The sequence below is a fragment of the Paenibacillus sp. 10L310 genome, assembly GCF_056395745.1.
Genome location: NZ_JBFTKC010000007.1, coordinates 268,816 through 292,675, shown reverse-complemented (window position 1 = coordinate 292,675; position 23,860 = coordinate 268,816). Strand labels below are relative to the sequence as shown.

Sequence of the window (23,860 nt, the reverse complement as noted above, 5' to 3'; positions counted from 1 at the left end):
GATAAGCTCATTTTGAATCTGACGAGATTAAAAATCTCATTTGTGCTCCAGCCGATTCAAGCCAAGGCTTGTCTCAAACTTTCGCGTTCATTCTGCAAGCAGAATGTTTACTCACTCGTTGTTCAGTTTTCAAAGATCAAACTTATTTCATTATCTTTTGTGTTTCCCGTGTCAGCACTGTGTTTCAGCGGCGACTTAAATAATATATCATACGGCTGAATGTAATGCAACAGTTTTTTTCATTTCTTTTCTTTAGTAGTTTTACATTAGCTAGAGCTATCATATCCGTACCCTATCTTGTCCTATCATATTAGGTCATGCTCATAGGGTACAAATATTTTAACACATTCATGAGAGGGTTTACAATAGCTTCTTAATAAAATGCTTTCTATTATTTCCTGAGCAACTATCTCCGTTATATGCAACTCAATGTTCACTCAAGTAAGCGGGAAGCCAGCTCTCTATTACAGAGCTGGCTTCCCGCTTATATAACAGGCACCTCACTTATTCATCAATCGCAATCTCCAGGTTAGTTCTGTATCCATGGATTACGACGCTTTTTATCGGATTTCCGTGGGTTGGAAGTAGCTGCACCCTCTCTGGATGTTTTCCCGGACACGGATACCTTGGATTTATTCTTCAGAGGAGCCTTGCTTGTTCTGCGTTTTGCAGCGGCCTGCTTATTCCCTGCTTGCTTAGACTTCCCTTCCGAATCTGATCCAACCTCTTCAATTGCTACCTGACTTAAGTTAGCGTCTTCACGCCCCCCTTTTTTGCCACCCTTCCCTTGCCCCTGAGGAGGATACATTTCACCAAATGCTCCAAGCGGGGACGGGGGTACCATGTTCTGAGTAGGGTACGGATTCTGATAAGCATACTCAATAGGCTGGTTTGGCATCGTTGATGTGGACATTTCAGGCGGCATACCGTACGAAGGACCGTACATATTCCATGCCGGATCCTGATAACCATGAGAAGGATAAGTATACTGAGGCATATGTGTATGTGAGCCACATCCGCATGGAGGGTACGGAAGCATTGAGTATGGAGATATGAAAGGCGGCTGATGATTCATATGACTAGGTGCTACATACGTTGGGAATGGACTATTCACTTCGCCAGCTGGCGCAATCGGAAATGAGTTGTTTTGCATTTCTGCGGACAGATTCGGCATAACGTTATTGTGGTTATAACCCTGCTCCGCGCCAGTCCACGGACTGTTAGGCAGATCACTGCCACTATAAGGACTAACTTCCGGAATTCCTGGAAACGATGCATTGTTACTCACTCCAGCCGTGTACATGTCTTGCTGAGCACCATACACCTCTTGTACAGGAACCGGGATTTGAACATAAGGGTGCTCGGCTGGCGCATGATGCAACTTATTACCACAACCACAAGGCTTTTTCGTTGCTGGTGCAACCTCAGTTGGAGACTTTGTATTAGGCATTACAGGCAAAGGCATAATTTCAGGCGAAAGATTAGGCATTGTGTATTTCTTGGATTCTGCTACCGGTTTTACATAAACTTCGGGTTTAACCTCTTCTTTTTTGTACGTTTCCTTTTCGGGTTTCACTTCAGGAAGCTCCGGTAACTGCGGCAGTACCTCCAGTTCAGGCTTCACATTCGGCTTCTCCGTATTGGCTGGTGGTGGAGCAGGCACCGGAACAGGAACCTCTGCTACCGGAGCAGGGGGAGTTGGCGTAACTGGAGCCGGTGGTTCCGGTTCTTTGACTCCCGTGTACTCCTTACCCTCAGGTGACAACTTTTCATGAGCAGCAATGTTGCCGGCACCCGAACTAGATGTGCTATTTCCTTGTGCGTGCATAGATGGAATATAAACTGTCTCCCCCACCAGCAGAGCGTTCGGATTTTTCAACTGTGGATTGGCATTGACCATATCTTTTAAAGGAACTCCCCAGGCTTGTGCCAACTTCCATAACGAATCTCCTTGCTGCACCTTGTGACTGTGGAGCACACCCTCCGGCTTCGGTGTTACTGGCTCTGCAGGGATTTTGACCTTCATGCCAATATCCAGCTTGTCGGGATTTGTGATTTGCGGATTAGCCGCGATCAATTTGTCCAGCGCTACATTGTATTTTTGGGACAGCAGATATAATGTGTCGCCTTTTTTCACCATGTGTATTTTCACAGGGAACTAACCTCCTAGACGTCATACTTGGGCAGTACATTCGCCCATACCGTTACTACATCCTATGCAGAAACCGGGCTAATGACATCAACTAAACAAAAAAAATCCTCCTGTCTCTAAAATCCCCATACACCAGGTATGCAGAATTTTATCGGACAAGGAGGATTCCTGTTCCCTATGTTATGCAATTCTAACTTAAGATTCCCACACTTTATATCCATCTTTGTCAACAATCTGACGGAATGCTTCCAGCAGTCTCAGCGTTACCGGACCTGCTACTCCCGTGCCAATTGTTCTTCCATCGACTTCATATGCAGCGATAACTTCTGCAGCTGTCCCGGTGAAAAAGACTTCGTCTGCGATATACACATCATGCAGGGTGAATGGCACTTCTTTTAATTCAAGCTCCAGTTCGCCACATAGATCGATAATCGCTTGACGTGTAATCCCTTCAAGTGCTCCGAGATAACAAGGCGGCGTGTACACTACACCATTTTTGATGATGAAGATGTTATCACTTGAACCCTCAGTTACGTAACCTTGGGAATTCAGCATAATTGCTTCACCAGCACCTGAATAGTTAGACTGGATTTTAACCAGGATGTTATTCAGATAGTTTAACGATTTAATTTTTGGATTCAATGCGTCTGGGATGTTCCGGCGTTGGGATACCGACACGGCTTTCAATCCAGTAAGATACGCTTCCTCCGGATAGATCGCCAATTGCTCCACGATGATGATTACGGATGCCTTAGGGCAACGTAACGGGTCCAACCCCAGATTACCAGGGCCACGCGATACAATAAGACGAATATAACCATTACGCATATCATTGCGGCGCACCGTTTCAGCCATGACTTCCAGCATCTCATCAATGGACAGCGGAATGTTCAAACTAATGGATTTTGCCGAATCATACAAACGATCCAAGTGGGCCTTACATCTGAAAATATTTCCATTATAGATCCGAATACCTTCGAAAATCCCGTCTCCATACAAAAATCCATGATCATACACTGAAACGGTTGCGTTCTCCTTGGTCACATACTGACCATCCAAATAGATCCATTGTTCTGCCACTGATGACTGCACCTCCATAAAATATCCATTCCCTGTACTCCGAAACGTTATTAACCCGTCCATTGTACACCAAATGACAAGCCATTACTCGCTCATTCTACCCCGACTTATGACAACCTTCTAACATTCCCAAACACCATCAGGTCAATTATCTCGAAGGATATGTATAACAAGGATAGCTACCCAGAACGCGCACCTGACAATTCAATGCTTCAATCTCTGCCATGGCTGCGGTAAGCAATACCGAATCGACCGTTTCCACAACATCAATGTAAAAATAGTAACTGCCCAATCGTTTCTTCGTTGGACGAGATTCGAGACGGGTCAAGTTCAGCTTCCGCCAGGCAAAAGCCGACAATACCTGATGTAACGCACCCGGTGCATCTTCTGGCAACGTCACCAGCAAGCTGGTTTTTACATGATCCGGTTCACGTGGAATGTTCACAGGTTCATGGCCAATGAGCACAAAACGAGTGTAGTTGTTGTCATGATCTGTAACCCGTTCAGCCATAATGTCCAGACCATGCTTCTGAGCAGCAAGTTTGGTACCAATCGCTACCCAGCCCTTACCTGGATTTTTTTTCACAATTTCTACAGCTTCGGCTGTACTGTTCACACCTTCAAGATCCGCCCCAGGCGAATGCAGCCGAATAAAATTCTGACACTGCGGAATAGCCACAGGGTGAGACATAATCTTGGTGATTCTACCAAAGTCATAATCGCCACTCTCTGTCTTAAATTCCGAACCATGTCCAATCACATTCTGGATGGATGGGTATACCCACTCCGCCTGCATTGGAATATCCACTTCATTTACAAGCCAGTCCATATGAAGACTAACGGAACCCTCAATGGTATTTTCAATCGGAATGACGCTGTATTGTGCATTCCCGCTATCCGTTGCTCTAAACACATCCGAAATCAGCTTGGAATGAAGCAAATCTAATGGTTCCCCGTTGAAAAGGAAATCAATTGCCTCATGAGAGACTGAGCCTTCAGGTAATACTGCAATTCGTTTCATGCATTAACTTCCCCTTTGATTCTGTCCAGAAAAGGACGTTCGTCTTGATCAGGCAGCACGGTTACACCGTCCAAATCCGGATCGAGCCACAGTGCAGAAGCAGATATGCCCTCCCGCTCCATAGTGTCCAGCAAATATTGTTCCAATCCCGCTTTCCGGGTGTCATGACGATCTACCAAAGTCAATACGGTCGGGCCAGCTCCGCTCAAGGCAGCTCCCAATGCTCCATGATCAACAGCATGTTCCAATATCTCAGCCATGCCTGGCACCAATGATGCCCGATATGGTTGGTGAATTCGATCTGACATCGCCTTCTGAATCATATCCAGTCGTCCACTCGCCAAAGCGGCAACGAGCAGTGAAGATCTGCTAATGTTATACACCACATCAGACATGCCAAATTGCTCTGGAATTACATTCCTTGCTTTTGAAGTAGACAGCTGGAATTCAGGTACAATAACCAAAGCCTGCAGATCCTGGTGTGGTTCAATACGTATATGATCTACCTGTTGACCATTCCATACAGCCGTAATAATACCGCCATACAGAGATGCTCCCACATTATCAGGATGCTTCTCGAGGGATGTGGCCATATCCAGAAGCTTCGCATCGGATAAAGGAGAACCAATTAATGCATTCGCTGCTGCCAATGCACCAACGATGGCTGATGCACTGCTCCCGAGTCCCCGCGTAAGCGGAATATCGGAATACATGGAAATCTCCAATTCAGGGATGGATACCCCAGCTTCATTGAATACCATCTGTGCCACTTCGTAAATCAAATTCGATTTATCTGTTGGCAGGCCTGTCAAATGATTGCCGTGAAGATGAAATGACGTCTGCTCGGCAGGTTTCATTTCCAACCAGGCATACAAAGACAATGCCATGCCCAGAGTATCAAACCCCGGACCGAGATTGGCTGTGCTTGCAGGTATTTTTACGGTTACCTTTTCACGCAAACTCATACAGATTGCTGCTCCAGTTGTGCAATAGCCGCCATTACTGCTTCTTCCGTATCTTCAACAACAAGTGGCTCAGTCGCTACTGTTTTGATCGCAATATTAGGATCTTTCAGGCCATTACCTGTCAGTACACAAACTACAGTCTCTCCGCCTTTAAAGTACCCTTCACTCTTCAGTTTGTATACACCGGCAAGGGAAGCCGCAGAAGCAGGTTCAGCAAAAATCCCTTCCCGAGAAGCAAGTGTACGATACGCTGTCAGGATTTGTTCATCCGTTACATAATTGATCTGTCCACCAGATTCCTCAGCTGCAGCTACCGCCGTTTTCCAGCTCGCAGGATTACCGATTCGAATTGCTGTTGCTACCGTTTCAGGTTCAAGGATCGGCTCACCTTTGACAATGGCCATCGCACCTTCAGCTTCGAAACCAACCATACGTGGAAGCGTGCTGGACTTGCCTGCCTCTTTATATTCTTTGAAACCTTTCCAATAAGCCGAGATATTTCCCGCATTACCGACTGGAATAGCCAGAACGTCAGGCGCTTCGCCAAGTTGTTCAATTACTTCAAACGCTGCTGTCTTCTGTCCTTCAATCCGGAACGGATTCACAGAGTTTACAAGCGTGATCGGATGTTTGGCTGTGATCTCACGCACAATCTCCAGTGCACGGTCAAAGTTACCATTGATCGCAATCACCTTAGCTCCATAGATCATGGCTTGGGCCAGTTTACCCAGTGCAATGTTGTTATTCGGGATCAGTACGATACAATTGAGGCCACCACGTGCGGCATAGGCCGCTGCAGCTGCTGACGTATTACCTGTGGATGCACACATAATCGTACGGCTGCCCTCTTCCATAGCTTTGGCAACTGCCATAACCATACCACGGTCTTTGAAAGATCCCGTAGGGTTCAAACCTTCGTATTTGAAGTAAACATTCAAACCTAGCTCCTCAGACAGATTCTCTGCATGAATCAACGGTGTATTTCCTTCCTGAAGTGTAAGCAGGGGTGTATTTTCATTAACTGGAAGGTGCTCTCTGTACGTTTGCAAAAGTCCTTGATATCTCATTGTGGGTAAACTCCTTTATGTTTTAATAATCTGAAATGATGACCTGTTGAACCGGATATGATTAACTTGTACGTTATAACTGAAATAATTGAGATGCCGTATGGGATAAGGACAATTATCCTTCGACCCGGTAGACACTCTTAATGCGGCGAATGACGCTGAGTGATTCAAAATGTTTTAACACTTTATCCATGCTTGCCTTACTTGCATTATGTGTAACGATAATGATCTCGGCATCCGGGTTGTGCTCATTCGGCTGTTGAACAACCGACGCCAGACTGACATCATATTCTGCGAAAATTTGTGTGATTTGTGCCAATACACCGGCTTTGTCGTCTACGTGTAGTAAAATAAAGTTTTTCGACACGATTTGCTCGTCGCTTTGTAGTCGCTTAATCTTATAAGGCACAATTGCTTTGAGACCGTTCACGCCAAGTTTAAGGTTTTTGGTAACCGCCACAATGTCAGCTACAACCGAAGTTGCCGTTGGGAGTTCTCCCGCACCCGCACCGTAGAACATCGTCTCACCTACAGCTTCACCGTGTACATATACTGCGTTGAACACACCGTTGACTGAAGCAATCGGGTGATTCTGTCTAACCATTGTCGGCTGAACGCTGATCGTGATCTCATCGCCAATACGGTCCGCAATACCAAGTAACTTCATCTCATAACCCAGTCTTTTGGCATACATAATGTCTTCACGAGTTACGGAGGATATTCCTTTAACGGTTACATCCTTCAACTCCACATTGGTACGGAAACCGAGTGTACTCAAGATCGCCATTTTGCGAGCTGCGTCAAGTCCCTCCACATCGGATGTTGGATCCGATTCGGCATATCCCAGAGCCTGTGCTTCAGCCAGTACTTCTTCATAGGATGCACCTTCCTGACTCATTTTGGTCAGAATAAAGTTCGTTGTTCCGTTCACAATCCCCATAATGCGGGTAATCCGATCAGAAGAGAAACCTTCAATCAGCGTACGAATGATCGGAATCCCTCCAGCAACACTCGCCTCATAGAACACGTCACATTGTTTTTCCTGTGCCTTCGCCAAAATCTCTGTACCATGCAGTGCCATGAGATCTTTGTTTGCTGTTACGATATGTTTCCCACGTTCCAACGCTTCAAGAATATACTCCTTCGTCTGATCAATGCCGCCCATGACTTCAACGATGACATCAATATCCGGATGACGAATGACTTCCCAAGGATCTTCCGTAAGCTTGGCACGGTCTACAGCAATAACACGTTCTTTCTCTGTGTTTTTCACTGCGATCTTCTCGATGACAATCGGCGATCCAACCTGACTGCTCAGATCCTCCTGATTCCCTTCCACAATGCGAACGACTCCCGTTCCGACAGTTCCCAGACCCAACAATCCGACTTTTACCGGTTTCACTAACGATCTACCCCCTAATGTCTATTCTTGTCCGTTCAGTCCTGTATGTTAAAGCCTACTTACCCTTGGCCTACAATACGTGTACGTCTTACGCCAGGCATATCTTGCATTCGATCCAGCATTTCACCAATTTCGCCATGAAGATGTGTCGTTTCCACCGAAATGACAACATTGGCTCTTCCCTGAAGCGGGATACTCTGATTAATCGTGAGTACATTAGCTCCATAACCAGCTACATGTCCAAGCACACGAGACAAGATACCCGATTGATGCTCCAGATCAATGGAGATCGTTACAATTCTCTCGCGCTCAAGCTGGTTGATCAGATGAATTCCATCTTTGTACTTGTAAAAGGCACTCCGGCTTAATCCGACCTGTTCAACCGCCTCATGCACTGTTTTAACATCACCAGAAGCCAGTAGTTCTTTTACCTGCATGGTCTTCACCACTGCCTCTGGTAAAATATCTTCCCGTACTAAGTAATAGCGTTCGTTCACAGAACGTCCTCTCCTCAAAGACTCATGTATTCATATAGTGGACATTATATAGGATCTATGACAAAAGGGCAATACATGACACGCCTATTTTTTGAAATACGTTCCTCACAGTATACAAGTTTATCCCTCTCCCATGTCAGGAAAAAACAAAAAAAACGCAGAGTTGCGGGTCAACTTCCCACTTCTCTGCGTTCCTATATCAATCTGTCTCTCCACGGAAGACGGCTACTTAGTAGTAACTGCTGCCTTCCACGAATTCGAATTCAAAGTCTCCAATACGAACGATGGTGCCTTCTACAGCTCCGCGCTTACGCAACTCAGCATCCACACCCATATAACGCAGTGTACGTGCGAGTTTCAGTATAGCCTCGTGCGAGTTCAGTTGCATCCGTTTCATCATGCGGTCAATCTTGGCACTTTCGACAACGAACATTTCATTCTCACGCACAATTTTGAAACCATCGTCTTCTTTTTTGTCCAGACTGTATACTTTACGTTCAGATACATCTGCTACCTCTTCAACCACTCGCTCGTCTGGAGCCTGATCCAGCAGATCAGCTGCACGATACAGAAGTTCTTGAATCCCTTTACGAGTCAAGGATGAAATTGGCATCACTTCAATATCAGGTTGCACTTCACGAACTTGCTGTAAAAATTGCTCCAGGTTCGCTTCAGAGTCTGGCATATCCATCTTGTTAGCTGCTACAACTTGCGTTCTCTCGGCGAGAAGCGGATTGTACAACTTCAATTCGTCATTGATTTTCTGCCAGTCTTCAAAAGGATCGCGTCCTTCCGAACCCGACATATCTACGACATGAACAATAATACGAGTACGCTCGACATGACGCAGGAACTCATGTCCCAGTCCGACTCCTTCATGCGCACCTTCAATCAGTCCAGGCAAATCGGCCATGACAAAGCTTCGGCCTTCTCCTACACCGACTACACCCAGATTCGGTGTAATGGTTGTGAAATGGTATGCACCGATCTTTGGCTTGGCTGACGAAACGACAGAAAGCAATGTGGATTTCCCGACACTCGGGAAACCAACCAGACCAACATCTGCCATAACTTTCAGTTCGAGTACGATGTAACGCTCTTGTCCTTCTTCACCGTTCTCAGCAAGTTCAGGTGCAGGATTGTTCGGTGTAGCAAATCGGATGTTACCTCGTCCGCCCCGACCACCACGAGCAATAACAACCTGTTGACCGTGACGTGTCATATCCGCCAGCACTTCTCCACTGTCTTCATCCAAGATGATAGTTCCTGGTGGAATGCGCACAATCATGTTCTCCGCGTTTGCACCATGCTGACTTTTATTACGTCCCTTCTCACCACGTGGGGCTTTGAAGTGACGCTGGTAACGGAAATCCATCAACGTACGCAAACCTTCATCCACGCGGAAAATGATGTCAGCTCCTCTGCCTCCATCGCCCCCGGCAGGTCCGCCGTTTGGTACATACTTCTCACGACGGAACGAAATAATTCCGTCCCCTCCATCTCCGGCTTTTACATAAATCTTCGCTTTATCTACAAACATTGGTTAACCCCTTCTTCCTATATTCCACACGGCATTCTGAATTGTATAAACGTATCCTCAGACGGAAACTGCTCCGTTCTGACTTTTTTTCCTTTGAGTACGGCAGTAAGCTGCCGCAATGTTTCCGGATCGGGTGTTTGATCCCCATCCAGTCGGACAACCACATCTCCATGGTCCTGTCCGAAGTTTAAGGTCAGTTTGCGAACCTCTCCCCAAGAAGACCGGCCGCCGCCATATTGATAGGCCCTGATTGCATCAGCAATCGCCCCGGTAAGTGACTCGCCATCCTCGGGAGAGACCAGAGCACTAAGCTGCAACTCATCTTCTATTTCCACATGCAAGTCCAGCGCAATTCCACTGGCACGAAAAGACTGAAGATAAAATACGAGGGAAGGAATACCTAATCTGGAGATTCGGCTTTCTTCTGTAACCCGCTCTTTTATTCTTTCCACACATTGCAAGGATTTATCAAGTTTGCCCAGTCGAAGATATCCATATAACACCTGAAGGTCGTTCATCCAGTCGTGTCGATGATGATTTAATGAAGCAATTGCTGTTTTTTCCATGGATTGTATGATGGCTCTGCGTTCCGCCTCCGCCTGTTTCTTCATCGCATTCACAGAAATGAGCAATACTGCGACGGACCACAATGCGCACACGACGCTTGAGATCATCGCCGGATACAACATAACGAAAACCAAAGGAATCAGAAGTGAACATGCCGCAATCCACGGCACTCTTTTCCAAGATTTCATGGCTTCTCCCCGTTCTACAAAACTCGGTTGGTCTACACCCACCGTAACCAAGTATAACATGTCTCTTCTGCCAGTTCATTATCGAATAACCGTTGAATACAAAAAACCTTCGGCAAAAATGCCGAAGGCTCCTTAGGCGGAATGCCGATATTACGCTTCTACTGCTGCTGCTACAGGAGCAACATTAACAGGATAGATGCTTACTTTTTTGCGATCGCGTCCCCAACGTTCGAATTTTACAACGCCGTCGATTTTCGCGAACAAAGTGTCATCTTTACCGATGCCAACGTTAGTTCCTGGGTGAATTTTCGTTCCGCGTTGGCGAACGAGAATGCTACCACCAGTTACAGTTTGACCATCAGCACGTTTAACACCCAGACGTTGAGCATTACTGTCACGTCCGTTCTTCGTGGAACCTACACCTTTTTTCGATGCGAATAACTGAAGATTTAATTTCAACATGATTGGTTGTCCTCCTTCTTTGCTTATTTGAATTGCTGTATTTTAATATACTTCCCGTATGACTCTGCAATATTAGAGAGCATAACCACCATGGATTCGAGTAACAATTGTACCTGGGACCAGGTTTCCCCTCTCTCTAACAAAGGTAAAGAACCGCTTAAAAAGCCATTCTTCATCTTGGCATCCATTTCGACACCGGTCAATGTTTCAATCGAGTTCACCGTACCCACTGTAACAGCGGATACCCCGGCACATACGATGTCTTCTCCCCGCTTGGCAAAATTAGCATGCCCTTCAATGGAAAAACGTTCGATGTTCCCGTCCTCATCACGAAAGATTTGAACGATAATCACTTATCGCACCTTCTTTACGCTTTGATTGTTTCGATAGTTACTTTAGTGTACGGTTGACGGTGACCTTGCTTCACATGGTAGTTCTTTTTAGGTTTGTATTTGTATACGATAACCTTTTGTCCTTTGCCATGTTTCTCCACTTTAGCCGTTACAGTAGCTCCGGAAATCAATGGTGTACCTGCTGTCAAACCTTGATCGTTAGATACAGCCAGGACACGGTCGAACGTTACGCTTTCGCCATCGTTCGCAGTCAATTTCTCGATGAACAGAACATCGCCCTCTTGGACTTTGTACTGTTTGCCGCCTGTTTCAATAATTGCGTACATTTGCCTTGCACCTCCTCATGTCTCAGACTCGCCCGTTCTCAGGTGACAGTGTCCTTGCGGAACTGTTCTTATACCCGGCCAGTGCGGTTACAGCATGTGCAAGACCATTAGGCTAAACACATACTTGAAGATTATATCACGCAATATATCAAAAATCAATGCAAAGGTGAAATATATCTTTTTCCCGTTCCATGGCAGGAAGAACACGGCTCCACATAGGGCAACGTACTTTCTTCCCGCACTTTCTTACGGGTAAGTTCGAGCAAACCCAGTTTGGTCCAACCCATTACAAATGCTTTGGTCCGATCCTTCTTGAGCTCACCCTCCAAGGTTGCTGCGACTTCATGCCGATTCGAAGCTTCCTCCATATCAATGAAGTCGACAATAATCATGCCACCGATATCCCGCAGGCGCATTAGACGGGCAATCTCCACTGCTGCCTGTATGTTGGTCTCTGTCACGGTCTCTTCCAGACTGTCACCGCCTGCTCCCGTATATTTACCCGTGTTCACATCCACTACAGTCAGAGCTTCGGTATGATCAATAACAATGTATCCGCCTCCGGGCAACCACACTTTCCGAGCAAAATCCTTATTCAACTGTTCCTGCACACCATAGGCAGCAAAGATGGATTCTGTTCCCCGATACACCTGTACTTTGGGTTGATGACCAGGACTAATCTCTTCGAGCAATGCTTTTACCTCACGGGCTTGTCCTTCACTATCAGTGATGACTTCGTCACTCCCTGGCGTATACACATCTCTGATGATTCGCTGTACCATGCTATGATCCCTATGCAAGAGGCTTGGTGAAGGCAAACTGTCCGCTTTTTCACGAATCAGATACCACTGCGCGCGTAATGTTTCCAAGTCCGACTTAATGGCTTCATGCTGCTCTTCTCCAGATACGGTCCGAATAATAAGTCCTTCTTCATCCCGCCTCAGTTGCTCCCCAAGTGCCTTAAGACGGGAACGATCCCCTTCACGGGCAATTTTCTTGGATACCGCTACATAGTCAGCAACAGGCATGTAGACAAGCCAACGGCCCGGGAGTGAATAATGAGTCGTCACCCGGGCTCCCTTGCCTCCTACCGGTTCTTTCAGAACCTGAACAATGACTTCCTGACCCGGACGAAGCAACTCCGAGATGGAAGGCTTCACCTTGGGCTGTTTCTCCAGATGGGGATGCAACACATCGTCCACATAGAGAAACGCATTCTTTTTCTGACCAATATCCACAAAAGCAGCTTGCATACCTGGTAACACATTCACGACCCGTCCCTTGAAAAAGGAACCCAACAGTCCACGATCACGTGTACGCTCTGCCGTAAATTCCACAGCTTTGCCTTCTTCCAGAAGCGCCATTTGCATGAGGTTATGTTCATTATGTACTATCATTTGTTTCATGGCTTCACCTCTAGAAGACAATTCAAATCATCCACATCCATTTCAGTATCTTTTCAGTTCTCATTGTACATATATTAACCCATTTCAGAACAGGTCCACCAGAACACTACAATTTATTACCATTTTGTTGAAAATAGGAACCGATAATCCGTTGCTCAGGCAAGACGGCCATAATTCGACCCTGTCTGTTCATCACGTATACCATATGGTATCTTTCTCTCTTTAATAGACGCAAAATAGTGTCCAAAGGTTTCGCCGGGAATGAGATTATTGGCTGCGCCAAACTGCCAGTAGCCGCGTGACGAGCAAACGCACCCTCTCGATTCATCAGAAAACGAATAAAGCGATAGGGCACATTTCGGTAATCCGTTACGTTGGAATAGAACAAAAAAAGGCCGATTAACAGAATGTTGAGCGGTAGGCCGTAGTCTCCAGTAAACCATCGGCTGATAGCATATAAAATAACCCCTACGCTACACAGAATGCTAATTCTGTAAGTCCACATTAATGTTGTATAGTAAGGTGCCCACAGACTGACAAGTGCCTGAACAACTTTACCTCCGTCCAGAGGAAGTACAGGCAACAGATTAAATAGGGCAATGAGCAGGTTCCCCTGAATGATATAGTTGAGAAATACCGGATCGCCCAGATTGCCATACTGCAACAGCATAACCACGCCAACCATCAGGATGTTTTGTAATGGACCAGCCAGAGCAATCATGATTTCCCGGTAGGCCGTGATCGTACCTCCATCTTCGATAACCGCAACTCCTCCAAAAGGAAGCATCTGGATCGACAAGACACGATAGCCCACAAGTGCTGCCGCCGCAGCATGTCCACATTCATGAATGAATACGATGGCAAACAACGTAATAAGCTCAATAAAATGTCCAGTCAGAAGGGAGGCCATCATGATAATTACAAAAAACGGATGAAACGTAATATGGACTCCCCACACCCTAATCAAGGGCAACAACTTCCGCCGGGTCTACGTACTCCTCCCCCTCTTTGACTGCAAAATAGAGCGTGGCCGGTTGTTCACCACCCGTAGCCTTGAGACTCCCCACTGGATTCCCCGCTTCCACCCAATCATTCACGCTCACTTCACTTTCGTTCAGCCGACCGTATATTGCCGTGACATTGCCTGTATGTTGGATGACAACTGTGAATCCACTTGCTGCATCTCCGATAACCTCCATGACACGCCCAGCATCAGAACTTGCGACCTGTATAAGTTCTGCACCTGCGGCATCCGGAACGATCTCAATTCCCTTCATGCTCAGCGCGAATGGCTGAACCACTGTGCCTGAGATCGGTTTGCCCAGTAACTGCCTTACTTTCAATCCGTTCACGGCATCCGTCGTATGTCCGAGGACCGGAAGAAACGAAGGCGTTCCTCCAAAATGCCGTTCATACCAAGCCGCTGCTGAGGCAAAATCCATATCCCGATGGAGTGCATCCGCAATTACTGTTTTGGGTGATGTCGTCCACGATGTATCCAACTGAAATAGACCCCATACTCCGCCAAATATCAAAGCGCTAATAACCGTCCGTTTGAGAAGTGACTTGAACAGGTTGAATCTCGAATGCCCCCCTGGAACGAAATGACCATTCTCTTTTTTCCACAACCATTCCGGATCTCTTTCCTGTGTCCCCTCACTAGGCGGCGTAAATGGTTTCGGGTGTATGATCTCATTCTTGTCCAACAGTGAACCTAATTTCTGCTCCTGTAAGACCTCCACAGTGGCACCATCCATCAGTCGCCGGATACGTTCTTCTCGTCTCTGCTTGATTCTGAGTTTCGTGTTCATGGAATGTCCTCCCGCCGAGGCTTGTTTACTACATCCTATGAAGAGGTGGTTGATAATATGAACAAGCCTGCCCGCAGGTAACAAAAAAAGCCGGGCTATAAGCCACGGCTGTCATGTAATCAGATAATGAATAAGTCCATTTAAATGAGTTAACCCATTCCCAAGAACTTTTTGAAACGAGTAAAAGCACCCTTTTTCTGCTCCAGCTGCATCAATGGGACCGTATCTCCCAGAATGCGTCGTGCAATGTTGCGATACGCAATTGCCGCAAGTGAATCCGGATTCATGACCGTAGGTTCTCCTGAATTGGCCGCTTTGATGACCAGTTCATCATCAGGCACGATGCCAATCAGGTCAATATTAAGTACTTGTAAAATACCATCGATATCTAACATGTCACCCGATTTAACCATATTATTACGAATTCGATTCACCACCAGCTTTGGTGATTGAATGTGCGAACTCTCCAGCAGGCCGATGACACGATCCGCATCACGTACTGCAGCATTTTCCGGTGTAGTGACCACGATGGCCTGATCTGCTCCTGCTACCGCATTTTTGAAACCCTGCTCTATGCCGGCTGGGCAATCAATAATGACGTATTCAAAATCTTTTTTCAATTCAAGGATAATATCCTTGACCTGTTCTGGCGACACTGAGTTTTTGTCTCTCGTCTGCGCCGCAGGCAACATATATAATTCTTCGAAACGCTTGTCTTTGACCAAAGCCTGATTCAGACGGCAGCGGCCGTCCGCAACGTCGCACAGATCGTAAATAATACGGTTTTCGAGTCCCATCACGACATCCAAATTACGAAGGCCGATATCGGTATCTACCAGACAAACCTTTTTGCCGAGCAACGCCAGCGCTGTCCCGATGTTTGCCGAGGTGGTTGTTTTACCCACGCCGCCTTTACCCGAAGTGATCACGATCGCCTCTCCCATGAGCTACACTCCTTTAAACACATTAAAATCTCGGCGTAACCGAACGATATTGCTCATTTTGTCTATCTGCATCTGATTGTCCTGTAAGTAAGCAAATTCCATTCCGGTCTCTCGGCTCTCCCATTCATCGGGAGGACGACTGATGATATCCGCAATCCGCAGCTGCGTCGGTGCAAATACCGAAGCGGCAATGATCGCTTCCTCGTCCCCGCCAATTCCGGCATGAGCCATACCTCTGAGTGAACCCAACACATATATATCTCCGGTACACGTCACTGTGCCCCCCGGATTGATATCCCCAAGAAACAGGAGATTTCCTTCATGATGAAGCACCTGACCTGAACGCACCATACCACACATGGTTACAATCGGCGGTGGTCCTTTAACCTCCGGTTGGAGTGCAGGTGAGTCGATGGATCGAATAAGCAGATTCCCTTTTTGCTTCAATATATCGAGGATTGCTTCTTTCTGGTCCTCTGTCACTTCGCGGGCACCCAACTTGATATCCACATGAACAATCGGTCCGGTCAAAATATTTTGATGGCTGTGTTCCAGCTTATAGCGGAGCTCATAGAGCAATTCCTCGAATTCACATTGATCGTCCAACAGGAAAACCAGGCCGTCTCGGATGCCTTTAATCGTTACGTGATTCGATTTTACCGTCATAAGCCTGTCCCTCCCATCTCATTACATTTCGTGCCCGGGGCCCCAAGTTCCTGCTTTGCGCTCCATAAATGTATTTAGGAAGCTTCTTCTGTCTTGCTCCGTCTCTTGCCGATCCGCTCCAGTTGTTTCCGAAGCGGGACATAAATGATCAAGGCAAACACAAAATGAATGAACAAATTAGGAATCATGTATTCAATCAACGCCCAGTCAAAGGTCACGTGGTTAAGTTGGAAGAGCTTGTACAGGAAAAATAGCATGGTGTCATTAAGCAGGCTTCCCAAAATGACAACCGATACCATAACCGGCAGTGGTGCACGTGGTGCTTGAAAAATGAGTCCCATCATATATGCCGATAATCCCATCGAGAATCCATAAGGTCCAATCATCTCGCCGTAGAATACAACGTCATGCAATAGTCCAAAAAATATACCGAGTACTAGTGCCGTGTGACGATGATGATATACAGCGATAAACAAAATTACGATATAGACCAGATTGGCAGAAATACGCATCTGCCAGCCAGAAGGGATGAGCAGCGGTAAAATTGTGCCTTCCGCAATGAACAAAACGAATAGTAACAGGAACAGAACTTGCTTGCGCGTTACCATTATTCTTTTACCTCAGGCGGGATAATGACAATCAGCTCTTTCCAGTCAAGGAAACTTGCATATGGCTCAATTGTAGCTGTTTTTGTTAAACCATACTCACTTTTCTCGACACTCTTCACTTTACCAATCCGCATGTACTTCGGAAAATTGTTAATAATTCCGGAGGAGATAATCTCATCATCCTCTTTGATATTAGAATCCTCCGAGATCTTGGTCATTTTGAGCATGCCCGTCTTCGGATCATAACTCTCAATCATACCAAATACTTTCTCCTTACCTACTGCCGTTGCTGCAATGGCATTGGATGTCGGATCATTGGCGTCCATGGACGTTAACAGATTAACCGTTGATGTATATGAGCTGACATGACTGATCACGCCGACCAGCCCTTCCTGGGAGGTAACGGCCATCCCCGGCTTGATTCCCGCATTTTCACCGATATCAATGTTAATGGTTCTGCTGTTTGGATCCGAATTAGCACTGATAACCTGAGCAATTCGTGAACCGTAATTATAGCGATTCTTCTGTTCTTCTGTGAAATTGAGCGCTTTCTGAAGTTGCTCATTCACTTGCTCCATATCATTGTACTTCAGCCGATCCCGGGTATAGTGACCCATCGCGATGCGAAGCTCTTCATTCTCATCATATACCGTACGCATGTTCGCTACATCTTTGAAAAAGCCCGCTACATAGGAAGCGGGCTTGTAAAATACGTATTGTACAAATCCAACTGAATCCTTCAGGAATTTCTCCGGCCAGGATAGAGTGGTTCGCGGACTGAGCGTAAAGCCCATTAACGCGATAAATGTAACAAGGCCCACCAGCAAAACAAAAAGTCTTTTGTTGCCTAGCAGTTTAAACAGTTCGAACACCCTCTAACATCCATATTCTCTTCCGAGCCATGCCCGGCGGGGAGACTGTCAGACCTGTAGTCCCTGCGAGAATATCAGCCGATCCTCCCCTGTTAAGCGGGTAATAGCTCATCCCCGGGGTTAACCGGGTCCTCTATAAAGATATCTTGCCACTTGGTCGCTATGCCAAGTTAGGCAAATACCAATTAACGTTTGGAACGAACTGCCGAACTGCTTCTGCTTTTGAACAAATGAATATTCTCAAGCGCTTTACCTGTTCCGATGGCTACACAATCCAGCGGGTTCTCAGCCACAATGACAGGCATTCCTGTCTCACCAGCGAGAAGCTTGTCCAGGTTGCGAAGCAAAGCCCCACCACCTGTAAGAACGATACCCCGATCCATGATATCGGCAGCAAGTTCAGGCGGGCATTTTTCCAGTGTTACTTTTACCGCTTCAACAATTGCATTCACGGTATCAGCCAGCGCTTCACTGATCTCGTCCGAAGTAATCGTAATTGTCTTCGGCAGACCTGTTACAAGGTCACGTCCACGAATTTCCATCGTTTCTACTTGCTCCAATGGCATTGCTGATCCGATGTCCATCTTCAATTGCTCCGATGTACGCTCACCGATCATGAGATTGTATTGGCGTTTGATGTACTGGATAACGGATTCATCCATCTCGTCACCTGCTACACGAACCGAACGGCTCGTTACAATACCACCAAGAGAGATAACAGCCACTTCCGTTGTACCGCCACCAATATCGACAACCATACTACCTGTTGGTTCCCATACAGGCAGATCTGCACCGATTGCAGCAGCAAAAGGCTCTTCAATCGTATAGGCTTCACGTGCTCCAGCCTGTTTGGTTGCATCTTCAACCGCACGTTGTTCTACTGCTGTGATCCCGGATGGTACACATACCATCACGTTTGGATGACGCTGGAACATAGAGCGTTGTTTTTGCGCCTCACGGATGAAATATTTGATCATCGTTGCCGTTGTATCAAAATCGGCAATAACGCCATCTTTCATTGGACGAATGGCACGAATGTTACCTGGTGTACGTCCAATCATTTTTTTGGCGGCTTCACCTACTGCCTCGATGCTATTTGTATCTGTCCGTATAGCGACAACCGAAGGTTCTCGCACCACAATTCCTTTTCCTCGTACATAAACCAACGTATTTGCTGTCCCCAAGTCAATACCCAAATCTTTCGTAAAACCACCAAACATAACATAATCTCCTTTTCTGCCTCATATAGCCGCTCCATTCTGATCCAGAGCGTAATAATTTTATTCCCACGCAATACGTGGAGCTAATATTCGCATTTGTTTTTTTTCATTTGTAAAGTGAACCTATCTTTTACGGACAACGCCGTTAACATTCATAGGAAAACATCAACGCCAACCATTATATTATACTAAGCCCTTCTCCTTCAAACTTACGTACGTTCCATCTCCGATAATAATATGATCAAGCACGTCAATGCCAACAATAGCGCCTGCTTCAATCAGTCTCTTGGTTATTTGGATATCCTCCGGACTGGGCGTAGGATCACCACTCGGATGGTTGTGTGCGCACACAATCGATGCGCTGCTGCATTTGATGGCAGCCCGGAACACTTCACGTGGATGTACAATCGAAGCGTTAAGGCTGCCCATGGAGAGTGTTTCTTGGGCAATAATATGATTTTTGCTATTCAGAAAGAGACACACAAAATGTTCTTTTTGCAAGTAACGCAATTGTTCCATCAGGATATCAGCTGCATCACGCGGTGTACGAATTGAAGTCGACTGAGTTAGTCTGCTCTTGGCAATCCGATGACCCAGCTCAATGCCAGCTTTTAATTGCACAGCCTTGGCATTGCCGATCCCTTTCATCGCGGTCAGTTCTTCCAGACTCAAATCCATCAACGAGCGAATGCCACCCGCTTCGGCCAGAATCCGCTGTGCCATATGCACCGCGGATTCCTGTCTTGTGCCTGTTCGAAGTAAAATTGCCAGCAATTCAGCATGGCTTAAGGCGCCCGCCCCGTATTCCATCATGCGTTCTCTCGGGCGTTCTTCCTGGGGGATGTCGCGCATCATGTATTGAGGCGACTCCATATGTTCCCTCTTTTCATTTCACAACATTTGGCTTCATTCATGTTCGTGGCAACACATGTACGCCGAACCCGTCCAACATATCACTTAGCAAAGATAGCGGCAAGCCAACCACATTAAAGTAACATCCTTCAATGCGGTCGATCAGTGAAGCACCAATGCCCTGAATGGCATATGATCCTGCCTTATCTGAAGGCTCACCTGTCTGCACATAAGCACGGATGGTCGCATCCGACAGCTCTTTCATCGTTACATCGGTCTGGCGGTAATGAACTAACGACTGTCCATTGCCCGCATCAATACAAGCGACACCCGTGAACACCCGATGTACGCGGCCCTGCAGCCTTGATAACATACGTTCAGCATCCGCTTCGTCTAAGGGTTTGCCTAGAATCTCACCATCCAGAACAACAACGGTGTCACTACCAACAATAATGGCTTCCTGCTCGCGGCCTTCAAGCCCACGATACACGGCAAGCGCCTTGCGCAAAGCAAGTTCCTGTACCGTCTGTTCAGGTGTCCACTCTGGTGGTGTATCTTCATTGGCATGACTTGGTATTACATCAAACGCTAGGTGGAGTGATGCGATCAGTTCTTTGCGCCGAGGCGATGTGGAGGCCAGAATAATAGGGCGCTGTTGTGTGTTATCCAAAATGAACGGCTCCTTATGCCACGGCAACATCCTGTCCGGATCACGATAATAGATGTCACTGGTTTAATTTTTTTCGTCATAACTCGTCATTCTCCTACAGTCTGCGATAAAGCCACACAGCGGCAATCATACCGATCAGACTCAGAAGGCTCATTTGAAATTGAAGTGAAATATCATAACTGATAATATCCAGATCAGCCTGTGGCGACCAACGTATGGTCGTGGCTTTCGTAAGAAAGGCTACTGCCTTTACAGGCTGCAGTGCCTTGGCGATCCACGCTCCGGCCATCCAGCCGAGCAGCAGAAACAGCAATAACATGCCGAAGTTTTTTTTCATCGGTAATCTTCCCTCGCCATTTTTTGACACCCACATTATTATACGGGGTTTTGTACGTCAATACAAACACAAATCCGGCAAGGGGAACTATTTCCAGTTCCTTGCCGGATGGGTATTTCCAAGCGTTGTTATGGGAAAGAGCATGTTACTGCTTTATCGCTTCGAGCCATTTTTTCTGCTGCAGTACATATTCCATCAGATCGGACTGCACGGACCACATGTGTACATCATCCGGGTTTTTGTTGTACTCCGCTATAGCCGTAATTGCACTGTTCATTGATTTCTCCATTCCACCAATAATAGGTTGTACATCTGCGGTCAGGCCAGGTGTAAGACTATTCAATCCCGTCAGCCATGACTCGTGCTTATTCTGAATCGCGGTCATCGTTTCTGTAGAAACTGCTGCCGGAACAGACTGTCCCAGCTGCTGAATGGACAAGGTAGATAATTGTTCCACCAGTGCAGAACTGTTTGTGAAGAAAAGCTGCACATCCTCTTGCTTGCCACCGAATATAGCCGGATTGATCTCTGGGTTCACAATCTCCTTGACATACAGTTCAACTCCCTGGGCTTTTAGCCTGGAGCTAAGTAGCTTGGCCTCTTCACGATCAGCCGAAATGCCTGCATATACTCGATTGCCATCTTCAGGATCAGAACCTGCGGCTATACCTGCCTGAGCGAGCTCAAGCTTGGCCTGCTCAGCACGTTCAGGAGAACTGAATACACCGTATTGAAGTGCATAATACGTGCTGCCAGTCGTAGCTGTCTGAAGTTGCTGTTCTGTACCTGCAGGCCCCTCCTGACCCGTCACAGTAGAAACTGCCTGATTGACGGGCAGAAGATCGCCTGGCTTCGCGGCTCCTTCTTTATTAAAAAATGAAAGAATAACCATACCAAAAAGCGCTCCGGTAACAAGTGCCCCAGTGACAGAACCAATCATTTTCCATCCCCTTGGAGGGCGATTGCGTTTATAGGAATAGTTCTCCGAATCTGCAAGCCAGTCGTGGCCTTGATCATCATGGATATTGGGCAGATCACGACGCTCTTCCTCCGGATTATCGGTGTGATTAACATAACCGTAACCGGAACGGTTCCCAAAATAATGGGCCTCATCCAAGTTCAAGTTCGAATCATGACTCACCCGCTCGTCAGGTTCAGGTACAGTAGAGCTTGTCAGTACCGTCTCTCCCCAGTCTCCGGGGATATCCTCAGGCGTCCATGATGGGGTTGTATCCATCTTAGGCGTTAGCGGTTGATTATGCGGTAATTCTTCACTTAACGTCACCAATGGACTGGACGCAGATATCCTCTTGTTTTCAGGCTTGTCCGACTCATGATCCCCGAAGCGAAACGTCATTCTAGCATTGCTCACCCGTACCCTCTCCTTTGTCCCATTTATATAAGCTATATGCAGAGACTGGAGAATACATTCCATATAACGCAAAAAACGCCTGCTTCGTATCGAAGACAGGCGATTTCTCAATTAATCTATTTCAAACCTTTGGCAAGTGTATCGCCGACTTTCCAAATATCACCTGCGCCCATCGTAATCACAAGATCTCCCGGCTGCAGACGATGTTGCAGATCAGCTACCACTTCTTCTTTTGTAGGAAGGTAACGTGCAGAAGCATTACTGTTTTGAACGATCAGTTCAACCAGTCGGGCTGAGGTTACCCCTTCGATCTGTTTTTCGCCCGCAGGAGAATAGATGTCCGTAATAAGCACCTCATCCGCTTCCGCGAAAGCACGACTGAACGCATCCAGCAGGAAGAACGTCCGCGTATAACGCTGTGGCTGGAATACCGCAATAATTCGTTTGCCCGTTGCTTTGGCGGCACTAATGGTAGCTTCAATCTCAGTCGGGTGATGAGCATAATCATCGATGATCAGCATATCGCGCGCCTCGCCCAATACCTGGAATCTGCGTTTGGCTCCGTGGAATTGGATGATGGCTGCTACAATCTTCTCAAATGGAATGCCTGCTTCCAAACAGGTAATCACAGTAGCCATTGCATTATAAACGTTATGCTTACCCGGCACTGATAATTCCACCGTGCCCATAGCAGCACCCTGATGATTCATCGTAAAGGAGATACGGCGATCGCCCAGTACAATATCCGTTGCCGTATAATCCGCAGCACGATCAATACCATAGGTTGTAATCCGTGACTTGAGTTCTGGCAAAATCGCTTGAACATTCTCGTCGTCAGAACACACAATCGCTGTTCCTTCCGGACGAATCTGGCTCAGGAACTGCACATAAGCCCTTTTGAGCTCCTCAAAATCACTGTTGTAATTCTCCAGATGATCTGCCTCAATATTGGTTACAATACCGAGCCATGGATGGTACTGCAAAAACGAACCATCGCTCTCGTCCGCTTCAGCGACTACCCAGTCTCCTTGACCGGCCTTCGCGTTGGTACCCACATTCATGATTTCTCCGCCAATAATGTATGTCGGATCTGTATCACATTTATCCATAACAAGTGCAATCATGGATGAAGTGGTTGTTTTACCATGAGCCCCAGCTACAGCCACACCTTTACGTTCGTTCAACAAACGTGCAAGCATCTGGGAACGATGCAGAATCGGAATGTTCAGCTCTGCAGCTGCTACCCGTTCCACATTATCAGCAGGCGCTGCCGTAGAGTAGACAACAAGATCTGCTCCAGTGACGTGCTCTGCCGTATGTCCGATATATATTTTCGCTCCCTTGGCTGCCAACTTCTCGGTCAACTCCTGTGAAGCGACATCCGATCCGGTAACGGTGTATCCCATTTCCAACATAACTCTTGCGATGGCACTCATGCCATATCCGCCAATCCCTATAAAATGAACGTGTTCCGATGTATTT

The 23,860-nt window shown here is 46.7% G+C and carries 25 protein-coding genes and 1 other annotated feature; all 25 genes read right to left on the bottom strand.

The genetic code is table 11. From position 1 onward, the window contains the following. Positions 1-529 precede the first annotated feature (529 nt). Complete coding sequence (locus tag AC1DE7_RS17915) at positions 530-2,152, bottom strand: LysM peptidoglycan-binding domain-containing protein (protein WP_477534904.1); 1,623 nt, start codon at positions 2,150-2,152, stop codon at positions 530-532. A gap of 195 nt (positions 2,153-2,347) precedes the next feature. Continuing rightward, positions 2,348-3,232: a branched-chain-amino-acid transaminase gene (gene ilvE, locus AC1DE7_RS17910; protein WP_017692630.1), complete on the bottom strand. Its 885-nt coding sequence runs from the start codon at positions 3,230-3,232 to the stop codon at positions 2,348-2,350. A gap of 148 nt (positions 3,233-3,380) precedes the next feature. Beyond that, complete coding sequence (pheA, locus tag AC1DE7_RS17905) at positions 3,381-4,253, bottom strand: prephenate dehydratase (protein ID WP_101314286.1); 873 nt, start codon at positions 4,251-4,253, stop codon at positions 3,381-3,383. After that, positions 4,250-5,218, bottom strand: coding sequence for a homoserine kinase (gene thrB, locus AC1DE7_RS17900; RefSeq protein ID WP_340028530.1), 969 nt, complete (start codon positions 5,216-5,218; stop codon positions 4,250-4,252). The genes pheA and thrB overlap by 4 nt, the downstream gene beginning before the upstream one ends. Continuing rightward, on the bottom strand, positions 5,215-6,285 hold the full coding sequence (gene thrC, locus AC1DE7_RS17895; RefSeq protein ID WP_036673546.1) for a threonine synthase: 1,071 nt from the start codon (positions 6,283-6,285) through the stop codon (positions 5,215-5,217). The genes thrB and thrC overlap by 4 nt, the downstream gene beginning before the upstream one ends. Before the next feature lie 115 nt (positions 6,286-6,400). Then, the gene (locus AC1DE7_RS17890) at positions 6,401-7,687 is read right to left on the bottom strand and encodes a homoserine dehydrogenase (RefSeq protein WP_017692626.1); all 1,287 of its coding nucleotides are present in this window, start codon (positions 7,685-7,687) and stop codon (positions 6,401-6,403) included. Positions 7,688-7,746: 59 nt separating this feature from the next. Beyond that, a complete protein-coding gene (locus AC1DE7_RS17885) occupies positions 7,747-8,184 on the bottom strand; it encodes an ACT domain-containing protein (RefSeq protein ID WP_017692625.1) in 438 nt (145 codons plus the stop codon). A 229-nt stretch (positions 8,185-8,413) separates the two neighbouring features. Further along, positions 8,414-9,724 carry a GTPase ObgE gene (gene obgE / locus AC1DE7_RS17880; protein ID WP_036673545.1) on the bottom strand — a complete coding sequence of 437 codons (1,311 nt, stop codon included), beginning with the start codon at positions 9,722-9,724 and terminating at the stop codon, positions 8,414-8,416. A 17-nt stretch (positions 9,725-9,741) separates the two neighbouring features. Further along, on the bottom strand, positions 9,742-10,539 hold the full coding sequence (locus AC1DE7_RS17875; RefSeq protein ID WP_235193928.1) for a Spo0B domain-containing protein: 798 nt from the start codon (positions 10,537-10,539) through the stop codon (positions 9,742-9,744). A gap of 90 nt (positions 10,540-10,629) precedes the next feature. Further along, entirely contained in the window at positions 10,630-10,941 is a 312-nt protein-coding gene (gene rpmA, locus AC1DE7_RS17870; RefSeq protein WP_017692622.1) for a 50S ribosomal protein L27, read from the bottom strand. Between the two features lie 23 nt (positions 10,942-10,964). Then, positions 10,965-11,294: a ribosomal-processing cysteine protease Prp gene (locus AC1DE7_RS17865; RefSeq protein ID WP_036605912.1), complete on the bottom strand. Its 330-nt coding sequence runs from the start codon at positions 11,292-11,294 to the stop codon at positions 10,965-10,967. Between the two features lie 14 nt (positions 11,295-11,308). After that, positions 11,309-11,620, bottom strand: coding sequence for a 50S ribosomal protein L21 (rplU, locus tag AC1DE7_RS17860; protein ID WP_017692620.1), 312 nt, complete (start codon positions 11,618-11,620; stop codon positions 11,309-11,311). 14 nt (positions 11,621-11,634) lie between these two features. Next, positions 11,635-11,719, bottom strand: a sequence feature (ribosomal protein L21 leader region). Positions 11,720-11,775: 56 nt separating this feature from the next. Next, a complete protein-coding gene (locus AC1DE7_RS17855; protein WP_036605911.1) occupies positions 11,776-13,026 on the bottom strand; it encodes an Rne/Rng family ribonuclease in 1,251 nt (416 codons plus the stop codon). 106 nt (positions 13,027-13,132) lie between these two features. Next, positions 13,133-13,993 carry a M50 family metallopeptidase gene (locus tag AC1DE7_RS17850; protein WP_477534903.1) on the bottom strand — a complete coding sequence of 287 codons (861 nt, stop codon included), beginning with the start codon at positions 13,991-13,993 and terminating at the stop codon, positions 13,133-13,135. Beyond that, on the bottom strand, positions 13,986-14,837 hold the full coding sequence (locus AC1DE7_RS17845; RefSeq protein WP_076320302.1) for a M23 family metallopeptidase: 852 nt from the start codon (positions 14,835-14,837) through the stop codon (positions 13,986-13,988). Before AC1DE7_RS17845 ends, AC1DE7_RS17850 begins: the two co-directional genes overlap by 8 nt. 149 nt (positions 14,838-14,986) lie before the next feature. After that, on the bottom strand, positions 14,987-15,781 hold the full coding sequence (gene minD / locus AC1DE7_RS17840; protein WP_017692616.1) for a septum site-determining protein MinD: 795 nt from the start codon (positions 15,779-15,781) through the stop codon (positions 14,987-14,989). Between the two features lie 3 nt (positions 15,782-15,784). Beyond that, on the bottom strand, positions 15,785-16,447 hold the full coding sequence (gene minC / locus AC1DE7_RS17835; protein WP_017692615.1) for a septum site-determining protein MinC: 663 nt from the start codon (positions 16,445-16,447) through the stop codon (positions 15,785-15,787). 74 nt (positions 16,448-16,521) lie between these two features. Continuing rightward, the gene (gene mreD / locus AC1DE7_RS17830; RefSeq protein WP_036605906.1) at positions 16,522-17,055 is read right to left on the bottom strand and encodes a rod shape-determining protein MreD; all 534 of its coding nucleotides are present in this window, start codon (positions 17,053-17,055) and stop codon (positions 16,522-16,524) included. Next, positions 17,055-17,927 (bottom strand): rod shape-determining protein MreC, encoded by an 873-nt coding sequence (gene mreC / locus AC1DE7_RS17825; protein WP_127548268.1) that lies wholly within the window; start codon positions 17,925-17,927, stop codon positions 17,055-17,057. The genes mreD and mreC overlap by 1 nt, the downstream gene beginning before the upstream one ends. Positions 17,928-18,112: 185 nt before the next feature. Next, entirely contained in the window at positions 18,113-19,147 is a 1,035-nt protein-coding gene (locus tag AC1DE7_RS17820; protein ID WP_017692612.1) for a rod shape-determining protein, read from the bottom strand. A 183-nt stretch (positions 19,148-19,330) separates the two neighbouring features. After that, on the bottom strand, positions 19,331-20,020 hold the full coding sequence (radC, locus tag AC1DE7_RS17815; protein ID WP_036673540.1) for a RadC family protein: 690 nt from the start codon (positions 20,018-20,020) through the stop codon (positions 19,331-19,333). A gap of 37 nt (positions 20,021-20,057) precedes the next feature. Beyond that, entirely contained in the window at positions 20,058-20,669 is a 612-nt protein-coding gene (locus AC1DE7_RS17810; RefSeq protein ID WP_036673538.1) for a Maf family protein, read from the bottom strand. 94 nt (positions 20,670-20,763) lie between these two features. Next, complete coding sequence (locus AC1DE7_RS17805; RefSeq protein WP_047841183.1) at positions 20,764-21,006, bottom strand: DUF4321 domain-containing protein; 243 nt, start codon at positions 21,004-21,006, stop codon at positions 20,764-20,766. A gap of 145 nt (positions 21,007-21,151) precedes the next feature. Further along, positions 21,152-22,378: an SPOR domain-containing protein gene (locus tag AC1DE7_RS17800; RefSeq protein ID WP_353883435.1), complete on the bottom strand. Its 1,227-nt coding sequence runs from the start codon at positions 22,376-22,378 to the stop codon at positions 21,152-21,154. Positions 22,379-22,494: 116 nt separating this feature from the next. Then, on the bottom strand, positions 22,495-23,814 hold the full coding sequence (gene murC, locus AC1DE7_RS17795; RefSeq protein WP_047841184.1) for a UDP-N-acetylmuramate--L-alanine ligase: 1,320 nt from the start codon (positions 23,812-23,814) through the stop codon (positions 22,495-22,497). Between the last annotated feature and the right edge of the window lie 46 nt (positions 23,815-23,860).